The sequence below is a fragment of the Burkholderia metallica genome, assembly GCF_902832845.1.
GTDB lineage: Bacteria > Pseudomonadota > Gammaproteobacteria > Burkholderiales > Burkholderiaceae > Burkholderia > Burkholderia metallica.
In genome coordinates this window covers 387,372-411,111 of sequence record NZ_CADFDB010000004.1, presented here as the reverse complement: position 1 = coordinate 411,111, position 23,740 = coordinate 387,372, and the positions used below count along the sequence as shown (strand labels likewise).

General features: G+C 69.0%; 25 protein-coding genes. 12 read left to right on the top strand and 13 right to left on the bottom strand.

Features of this window, described 5'->3' with window-relative positions; all coding sequences use genetic code 11:
- Positions 1-31: 31 nt before the first annotated feature.
- On the top strand, positions 32-1,306 hold the full coding sequence (locus HWX08_RS14715) for an EAL domain-containing protein (protein WP_174920604.1): 1,275 nt from the start codon (positions 32-34) through the stop codon (positions 1,304-1,306).
- Between the two features lie 19 nt (positions 1,307-1,325).
- Here the strand turns inward: HWX08_RS14715 and HWX08_RS14710 are convergent, their stop codons facing one another.
- The 3 genes from HWX08_RS14710 to HWX08_RS14700 form a co-directional block, all read right to left on the bottom strand.
- On the bottom strand, positions 1,326-1,895 hold the full coding sequence (locus HWX08_RS14710; protein WP_069257405.1) for a class I SAM-dependent methyltransferase: 570 nt from the start codon (positions 1,893-1,895) through the stop codon (positions 1,326-1,328).
- 103 nt (positions 1,896-1,998) lie between these two features.
- On the bottom strand, positions 1,999-3,042 hold the full coding sequence (locus tag HWX08_RS14705) for a 2-dehydropantoate 2-reductase (protein ID WP_174920605.1): 1,044 nt from the start codon (positions 3,040-3,042) through the stop codon (positions 1,999-2,001).
- The gene (locus HWX08_RS14700; protein WP_069257407.1) at positions 3,035-3,559 is read right to left on the bottom strand and encodes an Mpo1 family 2-hydroxy fatty acid dioxygenase; all 525 of its coding nucleotides are present in this window, start codon (positions 3,557-3,559) and stop codon (positions 3,035-3,037) included. Before HWX08_RS14700 ends, HWX08_RS14705 begins: the two co-directional genes overlap by 8 nt.
- An 81-nt stretch (positions 3,560-3,640) precedes the next feature.
- Here HWX08_RS14700 and HWX08_RS14695 point away from each other — a divergent pair, with 81 nt between their 5' ends.
- Positions 3,641-4,348, top strand: coding sequence for a Crp/Fnr family transcriptional regulator (locus tag HWX08_RS14695; protein ID WP_107313199.1), 708 nt, complete (start codon positions 3,641-3,643; stop codon positions 4,346-4,348).
- A gap of 100 nt (positions 4,349-4,448) precedes the next feature.
- On the top strand, positions 4,449-5,654 hold the full coding sequence (gene chrA, locus HWX08_RS14690) for a chromate efflux transporter (RefSeq protein WP_174920606.1): 1,206 nt from the start codon (positions 4,449-4,451) through the stop codon (positions 5,652-5,654).
- Between the two features lie 104 nt (positions 5,655-5,758).
- On the opposite strand, the gene sodB is transcribed toward chrA, so the two are convergent.
- Both sodB and xseA read right to left on the bottom strand, forming a co-directional pair.
- Positions 5,759-6,337 (bottom strand): superoxide dismutase [Fe], encoded by a 579-nt coding sequence (gene sodB / locus HWX08_RS14685; protein ID WP_006489396.1) that lies wholly within the window; start codon positions 6,335-6,337, stop codon positions 5,759-5,761.
- Between the two features lie 265 nt (positions 6,338-6,602).
- Complete coding sequence (gene xseA, locus HWX08_RS14680; protein WP_174920607.1) at positions 6,603-7,985, bottom strand: exodeoxyribonuclease VII large subunit; 1,383 nt, start codon at positions 7,983-7,985, stop codon at positions 6,603-6,605.
- A gap of 451 nt (positions 7,986-8,436) precedes the next feature.
- Here xseA and lpxK point away from each other — a divergent pair, with 451 nt between their 5' ends.
- The 5 genes from lpxK (at position 8,437) to HWX08_RS14655 (ending at position 12,473) form a co-directional block, all read left to right on the top strand.
- Positions 8,437-9,465, top strand: a complete 1,029-nt coding sequence (gene lpxK / locus HWX08_RS14675) for a tetraacyldisaccharide 4'-kinase (RefSeq protein WP_174920608.1) — start codon at positions 8,437-8,439, stop codon at positions 9,463-9,465.
- Positions 9,446-9,640, top strand: a complete 195-nt coding sequence (locus HWX08_RS14670; RefSeq protein ID WP_010090898.1) for a Trm112 family protein — start codon at positions 9,446-9,448, stop codon at positions 9,638-9,640. Before lpxK ends, HWX08_RS14670 begins: the two co-directional genes overlap by 20 nt.
- A gap of 117 nt (positions 9,641-9,757) precedes the next feature.
- Positions 9,758-10,549, top strand: coding sequence for a 3-deoxy-manno-octulosonate cytidylyltransferase (kdsB, locus tag HWX08_RS14665; protein ID WP_174920609.1), 792 nt, complete (start codon positions 9,758-9,760; stop codon positions 10,547-10,549).
- 209 nt (positions 10,550-10,758) lie between these two features.
- On the top strand, positions 10,759-11,421 hold the full coding sequence (gene adk, locus HWX08_RS14660) for an adenylate kinase (RefSeq protein ID WP_069257413.1): 663 nt from the start codon (positions 10,759-10,761) through the stop codon (positions 11,419-11,421).
- A gap of 293 nt (positions 11,422-11,714) precedes the next feature.
- Positions 11,715-12,473, top strand: coding sequence for an SDR family NAD(P)-dependent oxidoreductase (locus HWX08_RS14655; protein WP_174920610.1), 759 nt, complete (start codon positions 11,715-11,717; stop codon positions 12,471-12,473).
- Positions 12,474-12,541: 68 nt separating this feature from the next.
- On the opposite strand, the gene HWX08_RS14650 is transcribed toward HWX08_RS14655, so the two are convergent.
- Both HWX08_RS14650 and murJ read right to left on the bottom strand, forming a co-directional pair.
- A complete protein-coding gene (locus HWX08_RS14650) occupies positions 12,542-13,384 on the bottom strand; it encodes a SirB1 family protein (RefSeq protein ID WP_069258055.1) in 843 nt (280 codons plus the stop codon).
- Between the two features lie 8 nt (positions 13,385-13,392).
- Positions 13,393-14,943: a murein biosynthesis integral membrane protein MurJ gene (gene murJ / locus HWX08_RS14645; RefSeq protein ID WP_174920611.1), complete on the bottom strand. Its 1,551-nt coding sequence runs from the start codon at positions 14,941-14,943 to the stop codon at positions 13,393-13,395.
- Positions 14,944-15,247: 304 nt separating this feature from the next.
- Between murJ and rpsT the strand changes: the two genes are divergently transcribed.
- Entirely contained in the window at positions 15,248-15,520 is a 273-nt protein-coding gene (gene rpsT / locus HWX08_RS14640) for a 30S ribosomal protein S20 (RefSeq protein WP_006482211.1), read from the top strand.
- Between the two features lie 108 nt (positions 15,521-15,628).
- Here the strand turns inward: rpsT and HWX08_RS14635 are convergent, their stop codons facing one another.
- Positions 15,629-15,949: a DUF3579 domain-containing protein gene (locus HWX08_RS14635; RefSeq protein ID WP_069257416.1), complete on the bottom strand. Its 321-nt coding sequence runs from the start codon at positions 15,947-15,949 to the stop codon at positions 15,629-15,631.
- Positions 15,950-16,362: 413 nt separating this feature from the next.
- Here HWX08_RS14635 and argF point away from each other — a divergent pair, with 413 nt between their 5' ends.
- Positions 16,363-17,292: an ornithine carbamoyltransferase gene (gene argF / locus HWX08_RS14630; protein WP_069257417.1), complete on the top strand. Its 930-nt coding sequence runs from the start codon at positions 16,363-16,365 to the stop codon at positions 17,290-17,292.
- 93 nt (positions 17,293-17,385) lie between these two features.
- Here argF and murB read toward each other — a convergent pair whose 3' ends face one another.
- A complete protein-coding gene (gene murB, locus HWX08_RS14625) occupies positions 17,386-18,435 on the bottom strand; it encodes a UDP-N-acetylmuramate dehydrogenase (protein ID WP_174920612.1) in 1,050 nt (349 codons plus the stop codon).
- A 137-nt stretch (positions 18,436-18,572) separates the two neighbouring features.
- On the opposite strand from murB, the gene HWX08_RS14620 reads away from it, so the two are divergent.
- Entirely contained in the window at positions 18,573-19,058 is a 486-nt protein-coding gene (locus HWX08_RS14620) for a YajQ family cyclic di-GMP-binding protein (protein WP_011885818.1), read from the top strand.
- 79 nt (positions 19,059-19,137) lie between these two features.
- On the opposite strand, the gene plsY is transcribed toward HWX08_RS14620, so the two are convergent.
- Both plsY and ybaK read right to left on the bottom strand, forming a co-directional pair.
- Entirely contained in the window at positions 19,138-19,776 is a 639-nt protein-coding gene (gene plsY, locus HWX08_RS14615) for a glycerol-3-phosphate 1-O-acyltransferase PlsY (RefSeq protein ID WP_059484351.1), read from the bottom strand.
- 108 nt (positions 19,777-19,884) lie between these two features.
- Entirely contained in the window at positions 19,885-20,376 is a 492-nt protein-coding gene (gene ybaK, locus HWX08_RS14610; protein WP_069257419.1) for a Cys-tRNA(Pro) deacylase, read from the bottom strand.
- Positions 20,377-20,631: 255 nt separating this feature from the next.
- Between ybaK and HWX08_RS14605 the strand changes: the two genes are divergently transcribed.
- Entirely contained in the window at positions 20,632-22,194 is a 1,563-nt protein-coding gene (locus tag HWX08_RS14605; protein ID WP_174920613.1) for a class I adenylate-forming enzyme family protein, read from the top strand.
- 80 nt (positions 22,195-22,274) lie between these two features.
- Here HWX08_RS14605 and xerD read toward each other — a convergent pair whose 3' ends face one another.
- Positions 22,275-23,225: a site-specific tyrosine recombinase XerD gene (gene xerD, locus HWX08_RS14600; RefSeq protein WP_069257421.1), complete on the bottom strand. Its 951-nt coding sequence runs from the start codon at positions 23,223-23,225 to the stop codon at positions 22,275-22,277.
- The gene (locus HWX08_RS14595; RefSeq protein ID WP_174920614.1) at positions 23,225-23,692 is read right to left on the bottom strand and encodes a methylated-DNA--[protein]-cysteine S-methyltransferase; all 468 of its coding nucleotides are present in this window, start codon (positions 23,690-23,692) and stop codon (positions 23,225-23,227) included. The genes xerD and HWX08_RS14595 overlap by 1 nt, the downstream gene beginning before the upstream one ends.
- Between the last annotated feature and the right edge of the window lie 48 nt (positions 23,693-23,740).

The window sequence follows — 23,740 nt, the reverse complement described above, 5'->3', positions numbered from 1 at the left end:
GTAAACTGGCAGTCTTCCTTCGGCCGACATCATGAGCATGATCGACATCGATCCCCCCGGCTTTCAGCCGCCCCGCCCCGTCGCCGGCGACGACGGGAACCGGCGCACCGTGCTGTACGGCGGCTACACCGTCTTCAGCGTGTTCCAGCCCGTTTTCTCGGTGTCGCACCGCCGGGCGATCGGCTATCACGCGTCGCTGCGTGCGCACGACGAGGAAAGCCGCCAGGTGGCGTCGCACGAGGTGTTCACGCAGGCGGCGCGGCGCGGCGACCTGCTCGAGCTCGGCCGGCTCGCCGAATCGCTGCATCTCGGCAACTTCCATGCGTTCGACAGCCATGACGAATGGCTCTTCCTGAGCCTGCATCCGGCCGCGCTGATGGACACCGTCTACAGCGACGCGCTGCTCGCGAACCTGAAGGCGCTCGGGCTGCCGCCGCACCGCGTGGTGCTCGAAGTGCCCGAGCAGGCGGGCGGCGAGACGCCGCGCTACGCGGCGATCGTCGACGGGCTGCGCAAGGCCGGCTTCCTGATCGCGCTGGTCGGGTTCGGCGCGAAGCATTCGAACATCGACCGCGTGTGGCACCTGCATCCCGACATCGTCACGCTCGACCGCGGCATTCTCGCGCAGGCGAGCGAGCACTCGCATCTCGAACGCGTGCTGCCGGGGCTCGTGTCGCTGCTGCACGAATCCGGCCAGCTCGTCCTGATGGGCGGGCTCGCGACCGAGCGCGACGCGCTGATCGCGCTGGAATGCGACGTCGATTTCGTGCAGGGCCAGTATTTCGCGGGGCCGAGCGTCGACCCGGTGCAGCCGCAGGCTGCCGCGGGCTGCATGGATACGCTGTCGGCCGCGTTGCGGCTGCGCGTCGCGAAGCGCGAGCGCACGCAGGCGCTGCGGCTGGCGCCGTACGTCGCGGCGCTCGAGGAAGCGAGCCGGAAACTCGGTGCGGGCGAACCGCTCACCGATGCAGCGGCCGTCGTACTCGGGCTGCCCGAGACCGCGCGCTGCTTCCTGCTCGACGCGTCGGGGCGCCAGATCGGCGACAACGTGCTCGCGCGCGGCAGCGTCTCGCAGCGCGCCAAGCGCTTCCGGCCGCTGCTGCACTCCGAAGGCGCGAGCTGGGAACGGCGCCCGTACTTCATCGACGCGATGCGCGCGCCGGGCCGCGTGCACCTGACGCCGCCCTACCTGTCGATCAACGAGGCGCACCTGTGCGTGACCGCGTCGATCGCCGCGCCGGTCGCCACCGGCATGCAGGTGCTCTGCGTCGACATCAACTGGGAAGCGGCGCTCAACCGCGAGTGAGCGCGCCGCCGCGCCGCCGTCATGCGGCGGCGGCCTTGCGTACGATCAGCCGGTGGACGTGCTTGCCGGACGACGCGCTGACGACCTCGTGCTCGTCGATCACCTGCACGCCGGCGCCGAGCGCCGCGCGCATCCGCGCCGCATCCAGCGGCGTGTAAAGGCGGCCGCGCTCGTCGCGCAACGCGCCGTTTCCGGCTACCCGCCAGCTCAGGTACAACGTGCCGCCCGGCATCAGCAGTTCGACCAGCCGCGCGGCGGCCGCCGCCGCGTCGGCCTGTTCGAGATGCATGACGACCGTTTCGCACAGCACGTTGCGAAACGCGCCGGACGGCACGCCGGCCAGCGCGGGCAGCACGGCCAGCTCGAAAGTGAGGTCGGGATGGCAGCGCCGCGCCTCGTCGAGCAGCGTGGCGCTCGCGTCGTAGCCGCGCACGTCGAAGCCGCGCGACGCGAGCCAGGCCGTATCGCGCCCGGCTCCGCAGCCGATATCCGCGGTCGGCCCCGGCGAGAAGTGCTGCTCCAGCAGCGCGTACATGCCGTCGGGCGCGGCCTGCGCGTCGTAGGCATCGAAAGTCGGGCGATCCACCATGATGACGGCTCCGCATAGGCGTCGTATGACGCACTCCGCATCTTAGCCGCTGCTCGCCCCGTGCGGGTTCGCGCACGCTCCGCGCGACGGGCTGCGCCGCCCGCTATGCGGCCCGCACGTCGCCCGCGGGCGCCTGCGCGGTCAGTTCGGCCCACAGCCCATCGCCGCGCCAGGCCGGGCGCGCCGCCGCGCGTTCCGCGTCGTGCACGAGCGCGCACAGCCGCGCATTGACGGGTGCCTGCGCGCCGAAGCGCGCGGCCAGCCGCACGACCTCGCCGTTGATCCATTCGACTTCCGTCGCTCGCCGCGCCGCGAGATCGTCGGACATCGACGAACGCGCGAGCGGATCGATCGCGAGCATCCGGCCGCCGAGCACGCGAAACGCGGGATCGGGCAGATCGAGCACGGCCGGAATCCACGCGGCCGGCAACGGCGTCAGCCGCGCCGGCCGGATGGCAGCGCGCGTCAGCCAGTGCAGCGCCTCACGCTGCGCAAGCGCGACGCAGCGCCGGTACGCACGTTGCGCGAGTTCGTCGCGCAGCGGCAGGTTCGCGAGCGCGTTCACCGCATTGTTCAGGTTGAGCAGCAGCTTCGCCCACTGGACGGCCCGCATGTCGCGGTGCAACGCGAGCGGCAGCCCGGCACGCGCGAAGGCACCGGCGAACGGCTGCAGCGCCGGTGACGCGTCGGCCGCCAGCATGCCGGCCGAGCCCTGGTGAAACGCGCCGGGCGCGCGCTCGATCACGTTGAACGGCACCATGCCGGCCAGCACGGTGGCCTGCGGCAGCGCTTCACGCAGCGCGTCGGCGTTGTGCAGGCCGTTCTGGAAGCTGATCACGACCGTGCCCGGCCGCAGCACGCCGGCAAGCTGCGCGGCGGCCTCGCGCGTCGCGGCCGATTTCGCCGTCACGAGCACGAGCCGCGCGGTGGCCGCGGCCGCCGGATCGGTGGCAAACACGACGCCGGCCGGCGCGAGCGTCGCGCGATAACCGCGCTGGTCGGTCAGCGTCAACCCGTGCCGGCCGATCGCGTCGCCGATTCGCGCACGGCCGACGAGCGTCACGCCCGTGCCGGCCGCCGCGAGCCGGCCGCCGAGATAGCAGCCGACGGCGCCCGCGCCGAACACGCAGACCGGCGCATCAGACATGCGAATGCGCGCCGCCGTGCACGGGGCCGGCCCGCCGCTCGACTTCGCGGCGCACGTCGCCGCGCAGCCCCGCGAAGAACGCGACCTCGGCGACGACGAACAACGGCCCGACCATCAGGCCGATCAGATCGTCGACGAAAGCGGGCTTGCGTCCTTCGAACCAGTGGCCGACGAACTGCACGATCCAGCCGACGACGAACGCGCCGATGCCGGTCGCGAGCCATTGGGCGGTCGGCAGCAACGCGATCGTTTGCGCGGCCCACAGGCCGAGCGCGAACAGTACGGTCATCACGATCCCGAACCGCAGGTCCAGACGCAGGTAGAACACCGCGAACGCGACGGCCAGCAGCAGCGCCGGCGACAGCGCGACGCCGGCCGGCGTCCCGAGCGCCGGCCGCGACAGCAGCACCTGGACCGCAAAAACGATCATCGGAATGCCGACCAGATGCGTCGCGATGTTGCGCGCGTCGCGGTGGTAGGCCGCATACTGGGAAAGATGGTCTTCGAGCGTTTTCATCGTGTCTCCTGGCCGGTTATTGAGCGCTATGATGCGCGTCACGCCCGAGAACCTCTGTCAGCTACCCGACATCGCGTGTCCATGCCCTCTTCGCTCGCCCCGTACCTGCCGCAGATCGAAGCGAACCCGTGGTTCGCCGCGCTGCCGCCCGCGTTGCGCGCGGACCTGCTCGCCCGCGCGGCGCTGCGCCGGCTGCCGGCCGGCCATGCGCTGTTTCGGCGCGGCGACCCGCCGTGCGGGCTGTACGCGGTACTGGCCGGTTCACTCACGATAGGTGCGGTCGACCCGCAGGGCAAGGAAGCGCTGCTGACGGTGGCCGAGCCCGTAACCTGGTTCGGCGAAATCGCGCTGTTCGACGGCCAGCCGCGCACGCACGATGCGATCGCGCTCGACGACACGCTACTGCTGCACGTCCCGCAGGCCGCCCTGCTCGCGATCCTCGACGCGACACCGCAATACTGGCGGCACTTCGCGCTGCTGATGGCGCAGAAGCTGCGCCTGAGCTTCCTGACCGTCGAATCGATGAGCGTGATGCCGGCCGCGCAGCGGCTTGCCGCCCGCCTGCTGATGATCGCCGACGGCTATGGCGGGATCAGCGCCGGCCGCACCCGCATCCGGCTGTCGCAGGAAAAGCTCGCGGCGATGCTGTCGCTGACGCGGCAGACCACCAACCAGTTGCTGAAGGCGCTGCAGGCCGACGGCGTCGTGCGGCTGCACGTCGGCGAGATCGAGCTCGTCGACGTCGATGCGCTGCGGCGCGCGAGCGGGTTGCCCGACGGCATGCGCTGAACGCCGGGCCGCGAGTGCGGCGACGCCCATCGCGCGGCCGCCCCGCCGTCGCCGCGTTGCGCTATCGTGGCGGCTCGTCCGTTCCTCCGCCTTCACCGCCTTGAGCACGTCGACCGCTTCCTCCCGCCATCCGTGGCCGGTATTCATCGCGTTCCTGCGGCTCGGCCTCACGTCGTTCGGCGGCCCGGTCGCGCATCTCGGCTACTTCCGCGCCGAGTTCGTCACGCGGCGCGGCTGGCTCACCGAGCGCACGTACGCGGATCTCGTCGGGTTGTGCCAGTTCCTGCCGGGGCCCGCGAGCAGCCAGGTCGGGATGGCGATCGGCCTCGCGCGCGCCGGCTACGCGGGCATGTTCGCCGCGTGGCTCGGCTTCACGCTGCCGTCGGCGTTGCTGATGATGCTGTTCGCGATCGGCGTGCATGCGAGCGGTGCGCCGATCGAAGCCGGTGCGCTGCACGGGCTGCGCATCGTGTCGGTCGCGGTGATTGCGCACGCCGTGTGGGGCATGGCGCGCACGCTGTGCCCGGATGCGCGCCGCGTCACGCTGATGGCCGCGGCCGCCTGCGTCACGCTGCTCGCACCGGCCGCGTGGACGCAGGTTGTCGTGATCGTCGCGGCCGGACTGGCGGGCCTCGTGCTGCTGCCGCAACCGGCGCGCGACGCGCACGATCCGTTGCCGCTGCACGTGTCGCCGCGCGCGGGTGTGCTGTGGCTCGCGTTGTTCGCAGCGCTCCTCGTCGTGCTGCCGTTCGCGGCCCGCGCGCTGCGCTCCGATACGCTGGCCGTCGTCGATGCGTTCTTCCGCACGGGGGCGCTCGTGTTCGGCGGCGGGCACGTGGTGCTGCCGCTGCTGCAGGCGGCCGTGGTCGCGCCCGGCTGGGTCGGCGATGCGGCGTTCCTGGCCGGATACGGCGTCGCACAGGCCGTGCCGGGGCCGCTATTCACGTTCTCCGCGTTCCTCGGTGCGTCGCTGCGCAACCCGCCGAACGGCTGGCTCGGCGGCACGATCGCGCTGGTGTCGATCTTCGCGCCGTCGTTCCTGCTGGTGGCCGGCACCGCGCCGTTCTGGGCGCGCCTGCGCCGCAGCACGCGGATGCAGGCCGCGCTCGCGGGCGTGAATGCGGCCGTCGTCGGGCTGCTGCTCGCGGCGTTCTATCACCCGGTCTGGACCGACACGATCGCGGCGCCGCGCGATCTGGCCGCCGCGCTCGTCGCATTCGTCGCACTAGTGTTCTGGCGCGTGCCGCCGTGGGCCGTCGTGATCGCGAGCGCGGCGCTCGGCTGGGGGCTCGGCGTTGCGGCCTGATCCGGCGCTCGCAGCGCATATCCCGGTGACAAAAATAAAAAAGCCCTCGTTTCGAGGGCTTTTCTGCTAGTGCCGCGCGCCGTGGCGACGCGCATGCGCCGGACTTACGCGAAGTTCTTCGCTGCGAAGTCCCAGTTCACGATGTTCCAGAACGCTTCGACGAACTTCGGACGTGCGTTGCGGTAGTCGATGTAGTACGCGTGTTCCCACACGTCGATCGTCAGCAGTGCCTTGTCGGCGGTCGTCAGCGGCGTCGCAGCGTTGCTCGTCGACACGATGTCGAGCGAACCATCCGCCTTCTTCACGAGCCATGCCCAGCCCGAACCGAACGTGCCGACTGCAGCCTTCGTGAACGCTTCCTTGAATGCGTCGTACGAACCCCACTTCGCGTTGATCGCGTCGCCCAGCGCGCCCGTCGGTGCGCCGCCGCCGTTCGGCGACAGGCTGTTCCAGAAGAACGTGTGGTTCCAGATTTGCGCGGCGTTGTTGAAGATGCCGCCCGACGATTTCTTCACGATCTCTTCCAGCGGCAGGTTTTCGAATTCCGTGCCCGGGATCAGATTGTTCAGGTTCGTCACATAAGCCTGATGATGCTTGCCGTAGTGGTACTCGATCGTCTCTTTCGAGATCGTCGGCGCGAGTGCGTCTTCAGCGTACGGGAGCGGCGGGAGCGTATGAGCCATGGCGATTCCTTCGTTGAGTATGTAGGGGGGCTTGTGTTGAATGCTGCCGAGCGTCCGATTGTAGGCGAGGACGAATAACCCCGCAAACTCACGGGCCATTTATCCGCGGTATGCGGAAAAGCGATGTTGGCGCAACGTCCGGCAGGACGAGCCGGACGATGCGCAGTATCCGTTCCTGTGCGCGACGGGTCCGTTGCGACAACCCGCATGTCGCGTTACACCGCTTGCACCGCTTGCACCGCTTGCACCGCTTGCACCGCTTGCATCAGATCGTATCGGACAACCGCGGCTGCACGTCGGCCAGCGACACGTCGGCCGAGCCTTCGGCGAGATGCACGGTCAGGCGGCGCTGCGGCTTCAGCGCGTTCGGCGTGCGCACCGCGCGGCCCGTCTGCGCATCGATCAGCGCCGCATAGCCGCGCTCGAGCGTGCGCTGCGGGCTCAGCACCTCGAGCCTCGCCGCACAGGCCGACACGCGGGCCGTGTCGCGTTCGTGACGGCGCTGCAAGGCCAGCGCGAGACGTTGAGACAGCCCCGCCAGCGCCTGGCGCGCCTGCGACGGATCGGGCCGCGCACGCTGCCAGCGCAGTTGCGCGAGCGCGAAACGCGCGCGCGCGTCGCGCACCGGCCGCGACGCCGCCGACGCCAGCCGCACCGCGAGCTGCTCGACGTGCGTGCGCTGCCGCTGCAGCCGCTCGGCCGGGCTCACGAGCCGGCGCGCAAGCCAGTCGAGCTGCTGCGCACGCTGCTCCAGCCGGCGCGCGATGCCGCGCGCGAGCGCACGCTGGCGCTCTTCCACCTCGCGCAGCAGCAGCGCGCGCTGCGGGCTCGCGAGCTCGGCCGCGCCGGTCGGTGTCGGCGCGCGCAGGTCGGCCGCGAAGTCGGCGATCGTGAAATCGGTTTCGTGCCCGACGCCGCTGACCACCGGCAACGCGCTCGCCGCGATCGCGCGCGCGAGCGCCTCGTCGTTGAACGACCACAGATCCTCGATCGAGCCGCCGCCGCGACAGACCAGCAGCACGTCGACCTCGCGGCGCGCATTCGCGGTCTCGACGGCCGCGACGAGCTTTTCGGCGGAACCGGCTCCCTGCACGGGCGCCGGATACACGATCACCGGAATGTGCGGCGCGCGGCGCGCGAGCGTGGTCAGCACGTCGCGCAGCGCGGCCGCCTGCAGCGACGTGACGATGCCGATCGCGCGCGGATGCGCCGGCAGCGGCCGCTTGCGCTCGGGCGCGAACAGCCCTTCGCCCTCGAGCTGCGCCTTCAGCCGCAGGAACGCTTCGTACAAGCGCCCCTGCCCGGTGCGCCGCACGGCCTCGACGTTGAGCTGCACTTCGCCGCGCGGCTCGTACATCGTGACGACCGCGCGCACCTCGATCCGGTCGCCTTCGCGCGGCGTGAATTCCGCGTATTGCGCGCGTCCGCGGAACATCACACAGCGCATCTGCGCCTGCTGGTCCTTGATCGAGAAGTACCAGTGACCGCTCGCGGCGCGCGTGAAATTGGACACTTCGCCCGAAATCCACAGCAGCGGAAACGTACGCTCGAGCATCGTCGAAATCGAACGATTGAGCGCCGAAACGGGAATCACTTCGTCGCCGCCGCGGGTGGCGCCCGGTGCGGCAAATGGGGAGTCGGAAGGCATGGACGGTCGGATGAATGCTGGCGGCGACACGATAGTCCGACATGCGCGCGGCGTCCAGCGGCGCACCGCGTGCGCGCCGATGCGCGAAAAGTGTCCACACTTTGGCAATCGTCGGCGTAAAACGCGGGAAAACCGCGTAAAAACCCAGACGATTTGTTGTAACGCATTGATTTTTATATATTTTTAAACCTTTCGGAATGATTCTCATCCGATTCGAGGCCCACCCGGCGGGCGTTTGACGCAATCGAACGGGGAGTTCTTCACAGAGTTATCCACAAGCCGTCATGATCCGTCCCCGCGGGCTGCGGCGGCCGGTCGCGCTTGCCGCGCCCGCCCGCGGCGCGCTAGAGTGCCGCCTTCCGCAGACCCCGCGGCATGCGCCGCCCAACGGAGAATCCGCCTTGACGAATCCGTCCCACGCCGCGGCGCACGACCTGCCGCGCCCGGCCCGATGAGCGCGCCCGACGGCCCGCTCGCGCGGCTCGAAGCGCGCCTGACGCGCGAATGGCAGCGCCGCGGCGCGCTCGCGTGGGCGCTCACGCCGTTCGCGTGCGTGTTCGGCCTGTGCGCGGCGCTGCGGCGCACCGCCTACGCGCAAGGCTGGAAGAAGCCGGTCGACGTCGGCGTGCCCGTCGTCGTGGTCGGCAACGTGACCGTCGGCGGCACCGGCAAGACACCGACCGTGATCGCACTCGTCGACGCGTTGCGGGCGGCCGGTTTCACGCCCGGCATCGTGTCGCGCGGCTACGGCGCGACGGTGAAGGCGCCGACCGCCGTCACGCCCGCGTCGCGCGCCGCCACAGGCGGCGACGAGCCGCTGCTGATCGCCCGCCGCACCGGCGCGCCCGTCTGGGTGTGCCCCGATCGCGTCGCGGCCGCTCAGGCGCTGCGCGCCGCGCATCCGGACGTCGATGTCATCGTCAGCGACGACGGCCTGCAGCACTACCGCCTCGCGCGCACGGTCGAACTCGTCGTGTTCGACCACCGGCTCGGCGGCAACGGCTTCCTGCTGCCGGCCGGGCCGTTGCGCGAGCCGCTGTCGCGGCACCGCGACGCGACGCTCGTCAACGATCCGTACAGCGGCGCGCTGCCGCCGTGGCCCGACACCTATTCGCTCGCGCTCACGCCGGGCGCCGCATGGCACCTCGACCAGCCCGCGCTGCGCCGCCCGCTGTCGCAGTTCGCGCACGAGCGCGTGCTCGCCGCGGCCGGCATCGGCGCGCCGGAACGCTTCTTCGCGACGCTGCGCGCGGCCGGCCTCGCCCCCGCGACGCGCGCGCTGCCCGACCACTACGCGTTCGCCGACAATCCGTTCGTCGACGACGCCGTCGATGCGATCCTGATCACCGAGAAGGATGCAGTAAAATTGGGCGCTTCCTGGCGCGATGCCCGACTGTGGGTCGTCCCCGTCGAAGCCGCGCTCGACCCTCGCCTCATTGCCCTCGTTGTGGAGAAACTCCGTGGACGCTCGCCTGCTTGAAATCCTTGTGTGCCCTATCTGCAAAGGCCCGCTCCACTATGACCGTGCCGCGCAGGAGCTGATCTGCAATGCGGACAAGCTCGCATACCCGATCCGCGACGGCATCCCCGTGATGCTGGTCGACGAAGCGCGCCAGACCGTCGAAGGCACGCCGGTCGACCCGGCCGGCCGCTAAGCCGCTCACCCCGATCCCGGCCCGAGCCGCGGCCCGTCCGCGGCCCGCGCGCCGAACCCCGCCGGGCGGCCGCACCAGACGCACCGCCCGCTTCGTTCTTCTCACCGCGCCGCCCCGATGACTCACCCGCAACCCTTCATCGCCGTCATTCCCGCCCGGCTCGCGTCGACGCGGCTCCCGAACAAGCCGCTCGCCGATCTCGGCGGCAAGCCGATGGTCGTGCGCGTCGCCGAGCGCGCGCGCGAAGCGGGCGCGCAGCAGGTGCTGGTCGCGTCCGACGCGCAGAGCGTGCTCGATGCGGCGCGCGATCACGGCTTCGAAGCGGTGCTGACGCGCGCCGACCATCCGTCCGGCACCGACCGGCTCGCGGAAGTCGCGGCGACGTTCGGCTGGAGCGACGACACCGTCGTCGTCAACGTGCAGGGTGACGAGCCGCTGATCGACCCCGTCCTCGTGCGCGACGTAGCGTCGCACCTCGCCGCGCATCCGGCGTGCGCGATCGCGACGGCCGCCCACCCGATCCACGACGCGGCCGACGTGTTCAACCCGAACGTCGTGAAGGTCGCGCTCGACGCGCAGAGCGTCGCGCTGTACTTCTCGCGCGCGCCGATTCCGTGGAGCCGGGACGCGTACCAGCCGCACTGGCCCGACGTCGCGGCCATGCCTGCGCCGGCTTTGCCGGTCTACCGGCATATCGGCCTCTACGCGTATCGCGCGCGTTTCCTGCGCACCTATCCGACGCTCGCGCAGGCGCCGATCGAACAGGCCGAGCAGCTCGAACAGCTGCGCGCGCTCTGGCACGGCGAGCGCATCGCAGTGCTGATCACCGAGTCCGCGCCGGAAGCCGGCATCGACACGCCGGCCGATCTCACGCGCGTGCAGGCCCTTTTTCGGCCGGCTTCAAAATAACCCGTGGCATAATCAGGCGATTGTGCGAGCCGCCCGCGACCAGCGCGTCCTCGCTTGACCCCGCCCGCGGCCCTGCCGGCAGCCGCGCGTCGCCCTAGCCGACGCGCCGCATCAGACCGGTCCGCCACGCGCCAGGCAAGCCCCGCGCCCGTCGTCGCCGGCGTTTTTTGCGTCTCGCCAGACGAATCTACATACTTGGAGATATCACCATGCGTTTGATCCTGTTGGGCGCGCCCGGCGCGGGAAAGGGCACCCAGGCAAACTTCATCAAGGAAAAATTCGGCATCCCGCAAATCTCGACGGGCGACATGCTGCGCGCGGCCGTGAAGGCCGGCACGCCGCTCGGCATCGAAGCGAAGCGCTTCATGGATGAGGGCAAGCTCGTGACGGACGACCTGATCATCGGCCTCGTCAAGGAACGCCTGAAGGAATCCGATTGCGCGAACGGCTATCTGTTCGACGGCTTCCCGCGCACGATCGCGCAGGCCGACGCGATGAAGGACGCCGGCGTCGCGATCGACTACGTGCTCGAAATCGACGTGCCGTTCTCGGAAATCATCGAGCGCATGAGCGGCCGCCGCACGCACCCGGCATCGGGCCGCACGTACCACGTGAAGTTCAACCCGCCGAAGGTCGAAGGCCACGACGACGTGACGGGCGAACCGCTGATCCAGCGCGACGACGACAAGGAAGAAACCGTCAAGAAACGTCTCGAAGTGTATGAATCGCAGACCAAGCCGCTGATCAAGTACTACGGCGACTGGGCGCAGCGCGGCGAGGAAAACGGCCTGAAGGCGCCGCAGTATCGCAAGATCTCGGGCCTCGGCAGCGTCGAGGAAATCCGCGAGCGCGCGTTTGACGCACTGAAGTAAGCAGCGCGTCGCGCTCCCGCAAGCCGCCCTTTCCGGGCGGCTTTTTTTACGTTTGGAGAATGCGCACGGCCGTTCCGGTGTCGCCGCCGCGCGACGGTGCCCCGTACAATCGGTCGGGTGCGGGTGCCGCCGCGACCGGTGTGCCGACATTTCAACCGGTCGCGCGGCATCGGACCGGACAGCGGCTTTGCGTGGATGCGCAACCTGCGTTGAAGCGTGAGCGAAAGCCAAGCGCGTCGGCATGGGAGCACCCCGCGCTGACGCGCCAGGAGCGATCGACAAAGGAGACGGACATGGAAATTCGCGGCAACGTGTTTCTGATCACGGGCGGTGCGTCGGGCCTCGGCGCCGGCACCGCGCGGATGCTCGCGCAGGCAGGCGGCACGGTCGTGCTCGCCGACCTGAACGACGCGGCGGGCACGGCGCTCGCGGCCGAGCTGGGCGGCCGCTTCGTGCACTGCGACGTGTCGCGCGAGGCCGACGCGCAGGCGGCCGTCGACGCCGCGACGCGCGCGGGCACGCTGCGCGGCCTCGTGAACTGCGCGGGCATCGCGCCCGCCGCGAAGACCGTCGGCAAGGACGGCCCGCATTCGCTCGACGTATTCGCGAAGACGATCAACGTGAACCTCGTCGGCACGTTCAACATGATCCGGCTCGCGGCCGCCGCGATGGCCGCCACCGCGCCCAACGCGGAAGGCGAGCGCGGCGTGATCGTCAGCACCGCGTCGGTCGCCGCGTTCGACGGCCAGATCGGCCAGGCCGCGTACGCGGCGTCGAAGGCCGGCGTCGCGGGAATGACGCTGCCGATCGCGCGCGACCTGTCGCGCAGCGGCATCCGCGTGATGACAATCGCGCCCGGCCTGTTCGAGACGCCGATGCTGCTCGGCATGCCGCAGGACGTGCAGGACGCGCTCGGCGCGATGGTGCCGTTCCCGCCGCGGCTCGGCAAACCGGCCGAATATGCGCTGCTGGTGCGCCAGATCGTCGAGAATCCGATGCTCAACGGCGAAGTGATCCGCCTCGACGGCGCGATCCGGATGCAGCCGAAATAAGCGCAAAAAAAACGCCCGCATCGCGGGCGTTTCTACGTTCGGGCTTCCCGTGGCCGAGCGGCGGCGGCTCAGTCCTCGCCGTCGCGCTGCATCCGCTGCCGCAATTCGGACACCTGCGACTCGACGACGGTGGCGTCATCCGCGTCCGGCCGCTCGCCGAGATACTGCTCGAGATCCTCGAGCGCGGGGCGCAGGTAATCGAGCCGCGCATACGCGAAACCGCGGTCGCGGATTTCGTCGAGCTGCTCGGGCAACAGGATCACGAGCCGCTGCTGCACCGCGAGCAGCCGCTGCCAGCGCTCCGTCTGAAGATAGATCGTCTTCAGGTTGCGCAGCATCCGCGCGATGATCTCGCGGCTCGTCGCCGGCTGCAGCAGCGCGCGCAACGCGCTGTCGACCGCGCCGGCCGCACGCGCGACGTACGGCTCGAGCATCTCGACCATCTCCGCCTCGGACAGCGAATGGCCGTTGGCCGGATCGATGATCAGGTCGCCGTCCGGCAGCGTGACGCGCAGCAGGAAATGGCCGGGGAACGATACGCCGCGCGCCGGCACGCCGATCTGCTCGGCAAGCTCCAGATACAGCACCGACAGCGAGATCGGAATCCCGCGGCGCCGTTTCAGCACGGCGTTCAGGTGGCTGTTATCGGGGTCGTAGTAATCGTTGTGATTGCACGCGAAGCCGAGCTCGCGGAAGAAGAAGTCGTTCAGCGCGGCGACGCGGCCTTTCAGGTCCGTATCGTCGGCGAGCCGCCGGCTCAGCCGCGCCGCCAGCATGTCGAGTTCGGCCAGCGTGCCCTGCAGGTCGAGGTCGGGATACGCGTCCTGCGCCAGCGACAGCGCCGCTTCCGTGACGGGCAGACTGTCGTCGTCCGCCACGAGCGTGCTGAAGTAGTCGAGGACGCGGGTCATTGCGGTCGTCACTTGGCGCGCCTTCTGAAGTAAGCGTATTTGAAGCCCATCACCCACAACATACCGAAATATAGTGCAGCGAACAGCACGAGGCACGCGGCCATCAGCGCGATGCGATCGAGCGGCTGCGCGCGCATCCCGGTCCAGTCGAAGCTGATCGACAGCCAGTGCATCAGGCCGGCGAGCACGAGCGTCGCGCCGAACAACTGTACGAAAAAGCGCAGCCAGCCCGGCGACGGCTGGTAGATGCCGCGCTTGCGCAGCCCGAGGAACAGCAGCAGCGAATTCAGGCACGCGCCGACGCCGATGCTCAGCGTCAGGCCCGCATGGCCGATCAGCGGCACGAACACGTAGTTCGAGATCTGCGTGACGATCAGCACGCCGATCGCGATCTTCACCGGTGTCTTGATGTCCTGCTTCGCATAAAAGCCCGGCGCGAGGATCTTGATCAGGATGATGCCGACGAGGCCGATCCCGTAGGTCGCGAGCGCGCGCGCGACCATCGTGACGGTATGCGCGTCGAACTTGCCGTAGTTGAACAGGGTCGCGGTGAGCGGCGTCGCGAAGAAGAACAGCGCAAGCGCACTCGGCGCCGCCAGCAGGAACGTGACGCGCAGCCCCCAGTCGAGCAGCGCCGAATATTCGTGCGAATCGGCATCGACGTGCGCTTTCGACAGGCTCGGCAGCAGGATCGTGCCGAGCGCGACGCCGAGCAGCGCCGTCGGGAATTCCATCAGGCGGTCGGCGTAGTTGATCCACGACACGGCGCCCTGCCCGAGCCGCGACGCGATGTTGGTGTTGATGATCAGCGACAGTTGCGCGACCGACACCGCGAACGTCGCGGGCACCATCTTCGCGAGCACGCGCTTCACGCCGGGGTGGCGCAGCGCGCGCAGCGGGTTCAGGCCGATCAGCGGCACCATGTCGATCTTCTTCAGGCCCGGCAGCTGCACGAGGAACTGCAGCACGCCGCCGACGATCACCGCCCACGCGAGCGCGAACACCGGCACCTTCAGGTGCGGCGCGACGAACACGGCCGCGGCGATGAACGCGACGTTCAGCAGCACCGGCGCGAACGCGGGCAGCGAGAAGCTCTTGTACGTGTTCAGCACGCCGGACGCGAGCGTCGTCAGCGAAATGAACACGATGTACGGGAACATGATGCGGGTCATCGTGACCGCGAGCGGGAATGCCTGCCCGTCGCTGTGCAGGCCGGACGCGACCGCGAACACGACCCACGACGCGCCGGCGATCCCGACGACCGACAGCACGGCAAGCGCCCACGCAAGCACCGTGGACATCGCGTCGACGAGCGCCTTGGTCGCATCGTGCCCCTGCTGGTTCTTGAACTCGGCGAGGATCGGCACGAACGCCTGCGAGAACGCGCCTTCGGCGGACAGGCGGCGCAGCAGGTTCGGGATACGGAAGGCGACGTAGAACGCGTCGGTGTATTGACTGGCGCCGAACGCACGGGCGATCAGCGTCTCGCGGGCCAGACCGGTCACGCGCGACAGCAGCGTGAAGCCGCTGACCGTCAGCAGGGCTCGGAATAGATTCATGGGGCGCTTATTATACGGACGTTGCGTGGCCCGGCCAGCGGCCGATGCCGAAAAGCGCGCCCGCCGCCGACGCCCCGCCTGCCCGGTGTCACTTGAAACTTGTCACTCGATTGATTTTGTTGCTATAATCGCCGGTTTCTGGGCTCGTACATGCACGGCAACTGCCGTTTTCATGTCCCGGCCTCGGTTAAAATCACCGTTTTTTTATGCGCCCCTGGGCAATCGTTCTCAGGGGACGGATCGAAAAGCAGCGCTTGGCCGTCAGGCTCCAAGCTCTGGAAACAGGACAGGATAAGGAACCGTCATGGCTAACTCCGCACAAGCACGCAAGCGCGCCCGCCAGGCCGCGAAGGCAAACTCGCACAACTCGGCGCTGCGCTCGAAATTCCGTACCGCGATCAAGTCGGTTCGCAAGGCTGTTGAAGCCGGCGACCAGGCAAAGGCTGCCGAGCTGTTCAAGGCTGCCGTGAAGACGATCGACACGATCGCCGACAAGAAGATCGTTCACAAGAACAAGGCCGCTCGCAGCAAGAGCCGCCTCGCCGCAGCCGTCAAGGGTCTGCAGGCAGCAGCGTAAATCCGGTGCGCCCGCTCACGCGGGCGTTCCTGTTTCCTGCGATCGCAAAAAAGCCCGCCTAGGCGGGCTTTTTTGTTGCCTGTCGCCCGCGCATCCTGCGGGCCGGCATCACTTCTTCGCGTCGTAGTCGGGCAGTTCGCACGCCTCGGTGACGACGAGGTTGTTGTCCTTCGCGAAATTCAGCACGAAATCGAACGCCATCGGCTCGATGTCGCGCAGCCGGGAATCGAGGATCACGCATTTCAGGTCGCCGAGCATCGTCGGACGCACGTACAGCGAATACTTGAGACGTGCGTTCGGCCCGCTGGCCCCCGGCCCGAAGCAGGCCATCACACCGGCCAGACGTTCCGACCAGTCGCTCGGGCGAAACTTTTTCCCGTCTTTCGTGATGCCCTGGATGAAGAATTCGGTCGGAGGGGTTTCAGCCATGTGGTTACCCAAGTGACGGCCCGGCGATGTCCAGGCAACGGCGCCTGGATACGCGAACACAAAGCGGAAACGGACGGCGGCACGGGCATTCCGATATCCCGAAAACAGGACGTCGGCGCGCGCCGCCGGCGGACTGCACCGGATTTGTGCAGCGCACGGCTTGTGTCCGGCAGAGCGCGAAGCGGCTTGCCTGCCGGGCTGGAGAAAACTTTCGAATTATACCGCAGCGCGCCATTGCGCGTCGCCCCGACGGCCCTTCTCCCGCGCCGTGCGCCGCGCGCGGCGATCGTGCCCCGCTTCGCTCCCCGGCTCGTCAAAGCACAGAAAATCCTTTATGCTGCTTTGAGTTATCCACACCCGACGGCGGCGCCGTCCGGCTTCGCTGCCGGGTGAGACCCGCCGTATTTCGTTTCATGACCGCCAAAACCATTCGTCACTACCTGCAGTTCAAGGATTTCTCGCTGGAAGACTACGAGTACGTGCTCGAACGCACGGGTATCCTGAAGCGCAAGTTCAAGAACTACGAGACCTATCACCCGCTGCACGACCGCACGCTCGCGATGATCTTCGAGAAGAGCTCGACGCGCACGCGCCTGTCGTTCGAGGCCGGGATCTTCCAGCTCGGCGGTCACGCCGTCTTCATGAGCACGCGCGACACGCAGCTCGGCCGCGGCGAACCCGTCGAGGATTCCGCGCAGGTCATCTCGCGCATGGTCGACATCATCATGATCCGCACGTTCGAGCAGGAGGTCATCACGCGTTTCGCGGAGAACTCCCGCGTGCCGGTGATCAACGGGCTGACGAACGAATACCACCCGTGCCAGGTGCTCGCCGACATCTTCACGTACTACGAGCACCGCGGCCCGATCGCCGGCAAGACGGTTGCGTGGGTCGGCGATGCGAACAACATGCTGTACACGTGGATCGAAGCCGCGCAGATCCTCGGCTTCAAGCTGCGCCTGTCCACGCCGCCCGGCTACGCGCTCGACATGAAGCTCGTATCGCCCGGCAGCGCGCCGTTCTACGAGGTGTTCGACGACCCGAACGAAGCATGCAAGGGCGCCGATCTCGTCACCACCGACGTGTGGACCAGCATGGGCTTCGAGGCCGAGAACGAGGCGCGCAAGCAGGCGTTCGCCGACTGGTGCGTCGACGAGGAAATGATGGGCCACGCGAACCCCGACGCCCTTTTCATGCACTGCCTGCCCGCGCACCGCGGCGAGGAAGTGACGGCCGGCGTGATCGACGGCCCGCAGAGCGTCGTGTGGGACGAAGCGGAAAACCGCCTGCACGTGCAGAAGGCGCTGATGGAGTTCCTGCTGCTCGGCCGCCTCAAGCACTGACGCGCCGGAACGCATCCGCATAAAAAAGCGCCGATCGTCGTCGATCGGCGCTTTCTGTTTGGGCGCGAGGAAAGCGACGCGAAGGCGCCCGCGTTACAGGCAGACCGGTTCGGGCTCGAGCTCGACGCCGAATTTCGCGAACACGTCGTGCTGGATCGCCCGCGCCAGCGCCAGCACGTCGGCGCCCGTCGCGCCGCCGCGATTGACGAGCACGAGCGCCTGGCGGTCGTGCACGGCCGCCGCGCCCAGCGCGCGCCCCTTCCAGCCGCAGCGGTCGATCAGCCAGCCGGCCGCGAGCTTGACCTGCCCGTCCGGCTGCGGATACGACACGACCTCGGGCGCGCGGGCGCGCAGCGCATCGAACTGCTCGGCATCGATCACCGGATTCTTGAAGAAACTGCCCGCGTTGCCGAGCACGAGCGGGTCGGGCAGCTTCGCGCGGCGGATCGCGACGACCGCGTCGAACACGTCGCGCGGCGCGGCCGCGTCGGGCGCGATGCCGCGCGCGTCGAGCTCGCGCGTGACGTCCGCGTAGCCGAGCCGCGGCGTCCATTGCTTCGGTAGCCGGAACGTCACCGCCACGATCGCGAACCGGCCGCGCCCTTCGCGCTTGAAGAAGCTGTCGCGGTAGCCGAACGCGCAGCGCGCGGCGTCGAAGCGCTCGCTGCGCCCCGTCGCCAGTTCCACCGCGACCAGCGAGTCGAAATACGCCTTCATCTCGAGGCCGTATGCGCCGATGTTCTGGATCGGCGCGGCACCGACCGTGCCCGGGATCAGCGCGAGGTTCTCGAGGCCCGCCATCCCGTGCTCGAGCGTCCATGCGACGAATGCGTGCCAGTTCTCGCCGCCGCCGGCCTCGACGTACCACGCGTCGTCGTCTTCGCGCACGACGCGGCGGCCCGCGATCTCGTCGAGCAGCACGATGCCGTCGAAATCGCGCGTGAACACGACGTTGCTGCCGCCGCCGAGCACGAGCGACGGCAGGTTCGCGACGCGCGGATCGCGGTGGAGCGCCTCGAACTGCGACGCATGCGTGATGCGCGCGGCCAAGCGCGCGGTCGCGGCGATGCCGAACGTGTTGTGCGCGGCGAGCGGATGGTCGGGGAGCAGCGACAGGGCGGAATCGTCAGGGGGCATCGGCATTCGCGGTCACGTCCACCCGGGCGGCGCATGGCCGGCCTTGGGCAAACGGAGGGGCATCGGTAAAATGGCAAACAGTCCGCAATTATAGCGAGTGCCCGCGCGCGAGCCGGGTGCCCGCATCTCAAGGGAGGAATGCCATGCCATCGTTCGACGTCGTTTCCGAAGCGAACATGATCGAAGTGAAGAATGCCATCGAGCAGTCGAACAAGGAAATTTCGACGCGCTTCGACTTCAAGGGCTCCGACGCGCGCGTCGAGCAGAAGGAGCGCGAGCTGACGCTGTTCGCCGACGACGATTTCAAGCTCGGCCAGGTCAAGGACGTGCTGATCGGCAAGCTGGCCAAGCGCAACGTCGACGTGCGCTTCCTCGACTACGGCAAGGTCGAGAAGATCGGCGGCGACAAGGTCAAGCAGATCGTCACCGTGAAGAAAGGCGTGACGGGCGACCTCGCGAAGAAGATCGTGCGGCTCGTGAAGGACAGCAAGATCAAGGTGCAGGCAAGCATCCAGGGCGACGCGGTGCGCGTGGCCGGCACGAAGCGCGACGACCTGCAGAGCGTGATCGCGATGCTGCGCAAGGACGTGACCGACACGCCGCTCGACTTCAACAACTTCCGCGACTGATCGCCGCACGATCCGTCACGTCATGCCGCCGGGCCCCGCACATGCGGCGCGCCCGGTACGCGGCAAGCGCCGCGCTTTCTCAGGCTTTCCCGCCGTCCTGCGCGCCGCCGTCAGCGGCCGCCTTCTTCTTGTCGCCGATCCGGCTTTCCTGCCCCGCCAGCAGCTTCGAAATGTTGCCGCGGTGACGCCACACGAGCAGCACGCTCATCGCGAGCACGGCCCACGCGACCGGGTTGTGGCCCGTGCCGAACAGGAACACGTCGAACACCGGCGCGAACACGGCTGCCACCAGCGCCGCGAGCGACGAATAGCGGAAGAAGAACGCGACGATCAGCCAGGTCAGTGCGGTCGCGAGCCCGAGCACCGGATGCACGGCGAGCAGCACGCCGGCCGCGGTCGCGACGCCCTTGCCGCCCTGGAAGCGGAAGAACACCGGATACAGGTGGCCGAGGAACACGGCGATCGCGACCCACGCGACCGCGACGTCGGGCAGCCCGAAGTGCCGGGCAAGCCAGACGGCGATCCAGCCCTTGAACGCGTCGCCGACGAGCGTGAGGATCGCGGCCTTCTTGTTGCCGCTGCGCAGCACGTTGGTCGCGCCGGGATTCTTCGACCCGTACGAACGCGGGTCGGCCAGGCCCATCGCACCGCTGACGACGACGGCGAACGACACCGAACCGATCAGATAGGCAACGAGGGCGGCGAGCAGGATCTGCATGCGGAGGACTCTTCTTTCAACGTATCGGTAAAGGGACGGCTGCGCGCGGCACGCCGAAACGGCGCCCATTCTACCGAACGCGCGCGGCCTGCCACGAAGGTGAAACCCTCAGTCGACGCTCGCGCACTGTACGGCCTGTGCGCCGAGCAGCGACGTGAGCACCGCCGGCGCGAGGCTGACGAGGTAGCCGCGACGGCCGCCGTTCAGGTAGATCGTCGGCAGTTCGAGGATCGTCGCCTCGACGTAGACGGGCATCGTCTTGCGCGTGCCGAACGGCGACGTGCCGCCGACGAGATAGCCCGAATGGCGGTTCGCGACCTCGGGCTTGCACGGCTCGACGCGCTTCGCGCCGATCTGCCGCGCGAGGTTCTTCGTCGATACGGTGCGATCGCCGTGCATCAGCACGATCAGCGGCTTCGCGTGCTCGTCTTCCATCACGAGCGTCTTCACGACGCTGTGCTCGTCGACGCCGAGCTGGCGCGCCGACTCGCCGGTGCCGCCGTGCTCGACGTAATCGTACGGGTGCTCGCCGAACGCGACACCGTGGCGGCGCAGCAGCTGGGTCGCGGGGGTTTCGGACACATGCCTGGATTTGCTCATGGCGGCATTTTAAGGGCGAACGACCGGCAAGCGGGCGACGACGCGCGCGCCTGCGCCGACGGTATACTCGCGGCCCGTTTTCCGCGGGGCGGCCCTCCGCCGGGCGCCCTGCTGCGTCGCCGCAACGATGCCGTCCATCATCATTGCGGACATCGCGAAGCGCTATTGCCCGAATGGCCGATTGTGGGCCACGCGCCGTCATGGCACGATCGTTCGCCAATCTCGTCAGCCGCCCGCCCCTTTTCTGGAGACGCCATGTCCTCGTCCGTCCGTTCCTCCGAGCCGCTCGACGTCGGTGCGCTGCTCGCCGCGCTGCCGCACCGCATCGCCGACGTGCCCGCGCGCCGGGCCGCGCAGGCGCCCGCGCATCCGGCGCTGATCGAGGACGCGCGCCGCCTGTCGTACGGCGAGCTGGCGCAGGCCGTCGATGCGGCGGCCGCGACGCTCGCGAGCCTCGGCGTGCAAGGCGGCGACCGCGTGATGATCGTCGCCGAAAATTGCGTCGCGCAGATCGTGCTGCTGTTCGCGGCGGCCCGCGTCGACGCGTGGGCGCTCGTGTCGAACGCGCGGCTGTCGGCCGGCGAGCTCGACGCGATCGCCGCGCACGCGCGTCCGAAGCTGATCGCGTTCACCACGGATGCGTCGCCCGACGCGCGCGCGCACGCCGCGCGGCTCGGCGCCACGCCCACCGGCGCGCTGGCGGTCGACATCGGCGCATGGTCGTATCGCGTCGACGCGAGCGCCCCCGCCGAACCGGTCGCCGCCGACGGCGCCGAACAATGCGCGGCGCTGATCTACACGACCGGCACCACCGGCACGCCGAAAGGCGTGATGCTGTCGCACCGCAACCTGCTATTCATCGCGGCGACGTCGAGCACGCTGCGCCGCGTGTCGCCCGACGACGTCGTCTACACGGTGCTGCCCGTGTCGCACGTGTACGGGCTCGCGTCGGTTTGCCTCGGCAGCCTCTACGCGGGCGCGACGCTGCGGCTCGCGCCGCGTTTCTCGCCGGAAGCCGTGCGCGTCGCGCTCGCCGACGAAGGCGTGACGATCTTCCAGGGCGTGCCCGCGATGCACGCGAAGCTGCTCGAACACCTGCATACGCAGGGCCATGCATGGCGCGCCCCGCGCCTGCGCTTCGCGTATTCGGGCGGCTCGCCGCTCGACGCGAACCTGAAGGCGCGCGTCGAGCGCCTGTACGGCGTGCCGCTGCACAACGGTTACGGGATGACCGAAAGCAGCCCGACGATCACGCAGACGCCGCTCGACGCGCCGCGCACCGACAGCTCGGTCGGCGTGCCGATTCCCGGTGTGGAGATGCGGATCGTCGCGCCGGACGGCACCGACGTGCCGCCGGGCGAAGTCGGCGAGATCCGCGTGCGCGGCCCGAACGTGATGCTCGGCTACTACCGCAACGCGGACGCCACGCACGCGGCCGTGTCGCCGGACGGCTGGCTGAGCACCGGCGATCTCGCGCGGCAGGACGCGGACGGCGCCGTGACGATCGCGGGCCGCAGCAAGGAGCTGATCATCCGGTCGGGCTTCAACGTCTATCCGGTCGAAGTCGAACAGGTGCTGAACGCGCATCCGGACGTCGTGCAGTCGGCCGTCATCGGCCGCGCGGTCGAAGGCAACGAGGAAGTGCTCGCGTTCGTCGAGCGGGTGCCCGGCGCGAGCGCCGACGAAGCGGCCTTGCATGCGTGGTGCGCGCAACGGCTCGCGCCTTACAAACGCCCCGCGCACATCCGCGTGCTCGACGCGCTGCCCGCCGCGTCGACGGGCAAGGTGCTGAAGCACAAGCTGCGCGAGCTGGTCTGACGTCGGCCGGCCGCATGCGTCGGGCATGGCGCACGCATTGAAGCAGGTGCCGTGCCGCGCGAATGCATGCGCGCCGCGCGCTAACCGCGCGGATGGTGCTGCGCGTGCAGTGTCTTCAACCGCTCGCGCGCGACGTGCGTATAGATCTGCGTGGTCGAAATGTCGCTGTGGCCGAGCAGCAGCTGCACGACGCGCAGGTCGGCGCCGTGGTTCAGCAGGTGCGTCGCGAACGCGTGCCGCAGCGTATGCGGCGACAGGTGTGCGCGCACGTCCGCGTGCTGCGCATGGCGCTTGATGATGTTCCAGAACTGCTGGCGCGTCATCCCGTCGCCGCGCGCGGTCACGAACAGCGCGTCGGCCGCGCGCGCGCCGAGCAGCGCGGGCCGCGCATCGCGCAGGTAGCGTTCGATCCAGCCGTGCGCGACTTCGCCGAACGGCACGAGCCGCTCCTTCGAGCCCTTGCCCATCACGCGCACGACGCCTTCATTCAGGCCGACTTCAACCGTCTTCAGCGTCACGAGCTCGCTCACGCGCAGCCCGCTCGCGTACATCAGCTCGAGCATCGTGCGATCGCGCAGGCCGAGCGGCGTGCCGATGTCGGGCGCGCCGAGCAGCGCCTCGACCTGTGCCTCCGACAGCGTCGACGGAAACCGGGCGGCCTGTTTCGCGGACGTGATGCGCAGCGTCGGATCGGCGCTCGCGCGATGCTCGCGCACGGCCCAGCCGTAATAGCGCCGGAACACGGACAGCCGCCGGTTCGACGACGTCGCCTTGCCGTCGCTGCGCGCGGCGATGTAGCCCGTCACCATCGCCTCGTCGGCCGAGTCGAGCGACGCCTCGTGCGTCGCCGCCAGCCACTGCGAAAACAGCACCAGATCGCGCCGGTACGCGTCGAGCGTGTTGCGTGCGAGCCCGTGCTCGAGCCACAGCGCATCGCAAAACACGTCGATCGATGCGCGGCTCGCAAGCAGCGCGGGGGACGCCACTGCGGCATCGCCGCAGGCGTCAGCGGAAATCATCGATTCACTCATCAGTACGGCACGCCTTCGTGCGCCAGCAGCCAGCGCTTCACTTTCTGGTAATACCCGTTGTCGTCGTGGTTCGCGAAGCCGCCGAGGCCGCCCGCCGCGACGACGCGATGGCACGGGATCACGAGCGGGAAGTAGTTCGCACCGCACGCCTGGCCGACCGCGCGCGGCGCGCTGCCGATCCGCTTCGCGACCTGCCCGTAGGGCAGCACCGTGCCGGGCGGAATATCGCTGATCACGTCCCACACGCGATGCTGGAACGCGCTGCCGACGTCGGCGAGCGGCAGGTCGAAGCGCGCCGACGCACGCGCGAAATAACGTTCGATCTGCTCGACCGCGCGCTTCGCGAGCGGCGAGTCCGGATCGACCGACCTGATCGACTCGGGCAGATAGACGATCTCGCGCACCACCGCGGCATCGGTCCGGATGCCGACCTTGCCGAACGGTGCGTCGATGACTGCATTGAACATGGCCCTCTCCTGACCGATGGATGCGCGCGGCACCGCCGCGCCGACGAC

Coding starts and splice junctions, on each gene's coding strand:
- HWX08_RS14655 (WP_174920610.1), top strand. CDS start 11,715: ATGGAAATTCGCGGCAACGTGTTTCTGATCACGGGCGGTGCGTCGGGC.
- plsY (WP_059484351.1), bottom strand. CDS start 19,776: ATGCAGATCCTGCTCGCCGCCCTCGTTGCCTATCTGATCGGTTCGGTG.
- HWX08_RS14695 (WP_107313199.1), top strand. CDS start 3,641: ATGCCCTCTTCGCTCGCCCCGTACCTGCCGCAGATCGAAGCGAACCCG.
- sodB (WP_006489396.1), bottom strand. CDS start 6,337: ATGGCTCATACGCTCCCGCCGCTCCCGTACGCTGAAGACGCACTCGCG.
- xseA (WP_174920607.1), bottom strand. CDS start 7,985: ATGCCTTCCGACTCCCCATTTGCCGCACCGGGCGCCACCCGCGGCGGC.
- HWX08_RS14595 (WP_174920614.1), bottom strand. CDS start 23,692: ATGTTCAATGCAGTCATCGACGCACCGTTCGGCAAGGTCGGCATCCGG.
- argF (WP_069257417.1), top strand. CDS start 16,363: ATGACCGCCAAAACCATTCGTCACTACCTGCAGTTCAAGGATTTCTCG.
- murB (WP_174920612.1), bottom strand. CDS start 18,435: ATGCCGATGCCCCCTGACGATTCCGCCCTGTCGCTGCTCCCCGACCAT.
- HWX08_RS14715 (WP_174920604.1), top strand. CDS start 32: ATGAGCATGATCGACATCGATCCCCCCGGCTTTCAGCCGCCCCGCCCC.
- HWX08_RS14705 (WP_174920605.1), bottom strand. CDS start 3,042: ATGTCTGATGCGCCGGTCTGCGTGTTCGGCGCGGGCGCCGTCGGCTGC.
- HWX08_RS14710 (WP_069257405.1), bottom strand. CDS start 1,895: ATGGTGGATCGCCCGACTTTCGATGCCTACGACGCGCAGGCCGCGCCC.
- HWX08_RS14605 (WP_174920613.1), top strand. CDS start 20,632: ATGTCCTCGTCCGTCCGTTCCTCCGAGCCGCTCGACGTCGGTGCGCTG.
- murJ (WP_174920611.1), bottom strand. CDS start 14,943: ATGAATCTATTCCGAGCCCTGCTGACGGTCAGCGGCTTCACGCTGCTG.
- HWX08_RS14650 (WP_069258055.1), bottom strand. CDS start 13,384: ATGACCCGCGTCCTCGACTACTTCAGCACGCTCGTGGCGGACGACGAC.
- rpsT (WP_006482211.1), top strand. CDS start 15,248: ATGGCTAACTCCGCACAAGCACGCAAGCGCGCCCGCCAGGCCGCGAAG.
- HWX08_RS14620 (WP_011885818.1), top strand. CDS start 18,573: ATGCCATCGTTCGACGTCGTTTCCGAAGCGAACATGATCGAAGTGAAG.
- kdsB (WP_174920609.1), top strand. CDS start 9,758: ATGACTCACCCGCAACCCTTCATCGCCGTCATTCCCGCCCGGCTCGCG.
- lpxK (WP_174920608.1), top strand. CDS start 8,437: ATGAGCGCGCCCGACGGCCCGCTCGCGCGGCTCGAAGCGCGCCTGACG.
- ybaK (WP_069257419.1), bottom strand. CDS start 20,376: ATGAGCAAATCCAGGCATGTGTCCGAAACCCCCGCGACCCAGCTGCTG.
- HWX08_RS14635 (WP_069257416.1), bottom strand. CDS start 15,949: ATGGCTGAAACCCCTCCGACCGAATTCTTCATCCAGGGCATCACGAAA.
- xerD (WP_069257421.1), bottom strand. CDS start 23,225: ATGAGTGAATCGATGATTTCCGCTGACGCCTGCGGCGATGCCGCAGTG.
- adk (WP_069257413.1), top strand. CDS start 10,759: ATGCGTTTGATCCTGTTGGGCGCGCCCGGCGCGGGAAAGGGCACCCAG.
- HWX08_RS14700 (WP_069257407.1), bottom strand. CDS start 3,559: ATGAAAACGCTCGAAGACCATCTTTCCCAGTATGCGGCCTACCACCGC.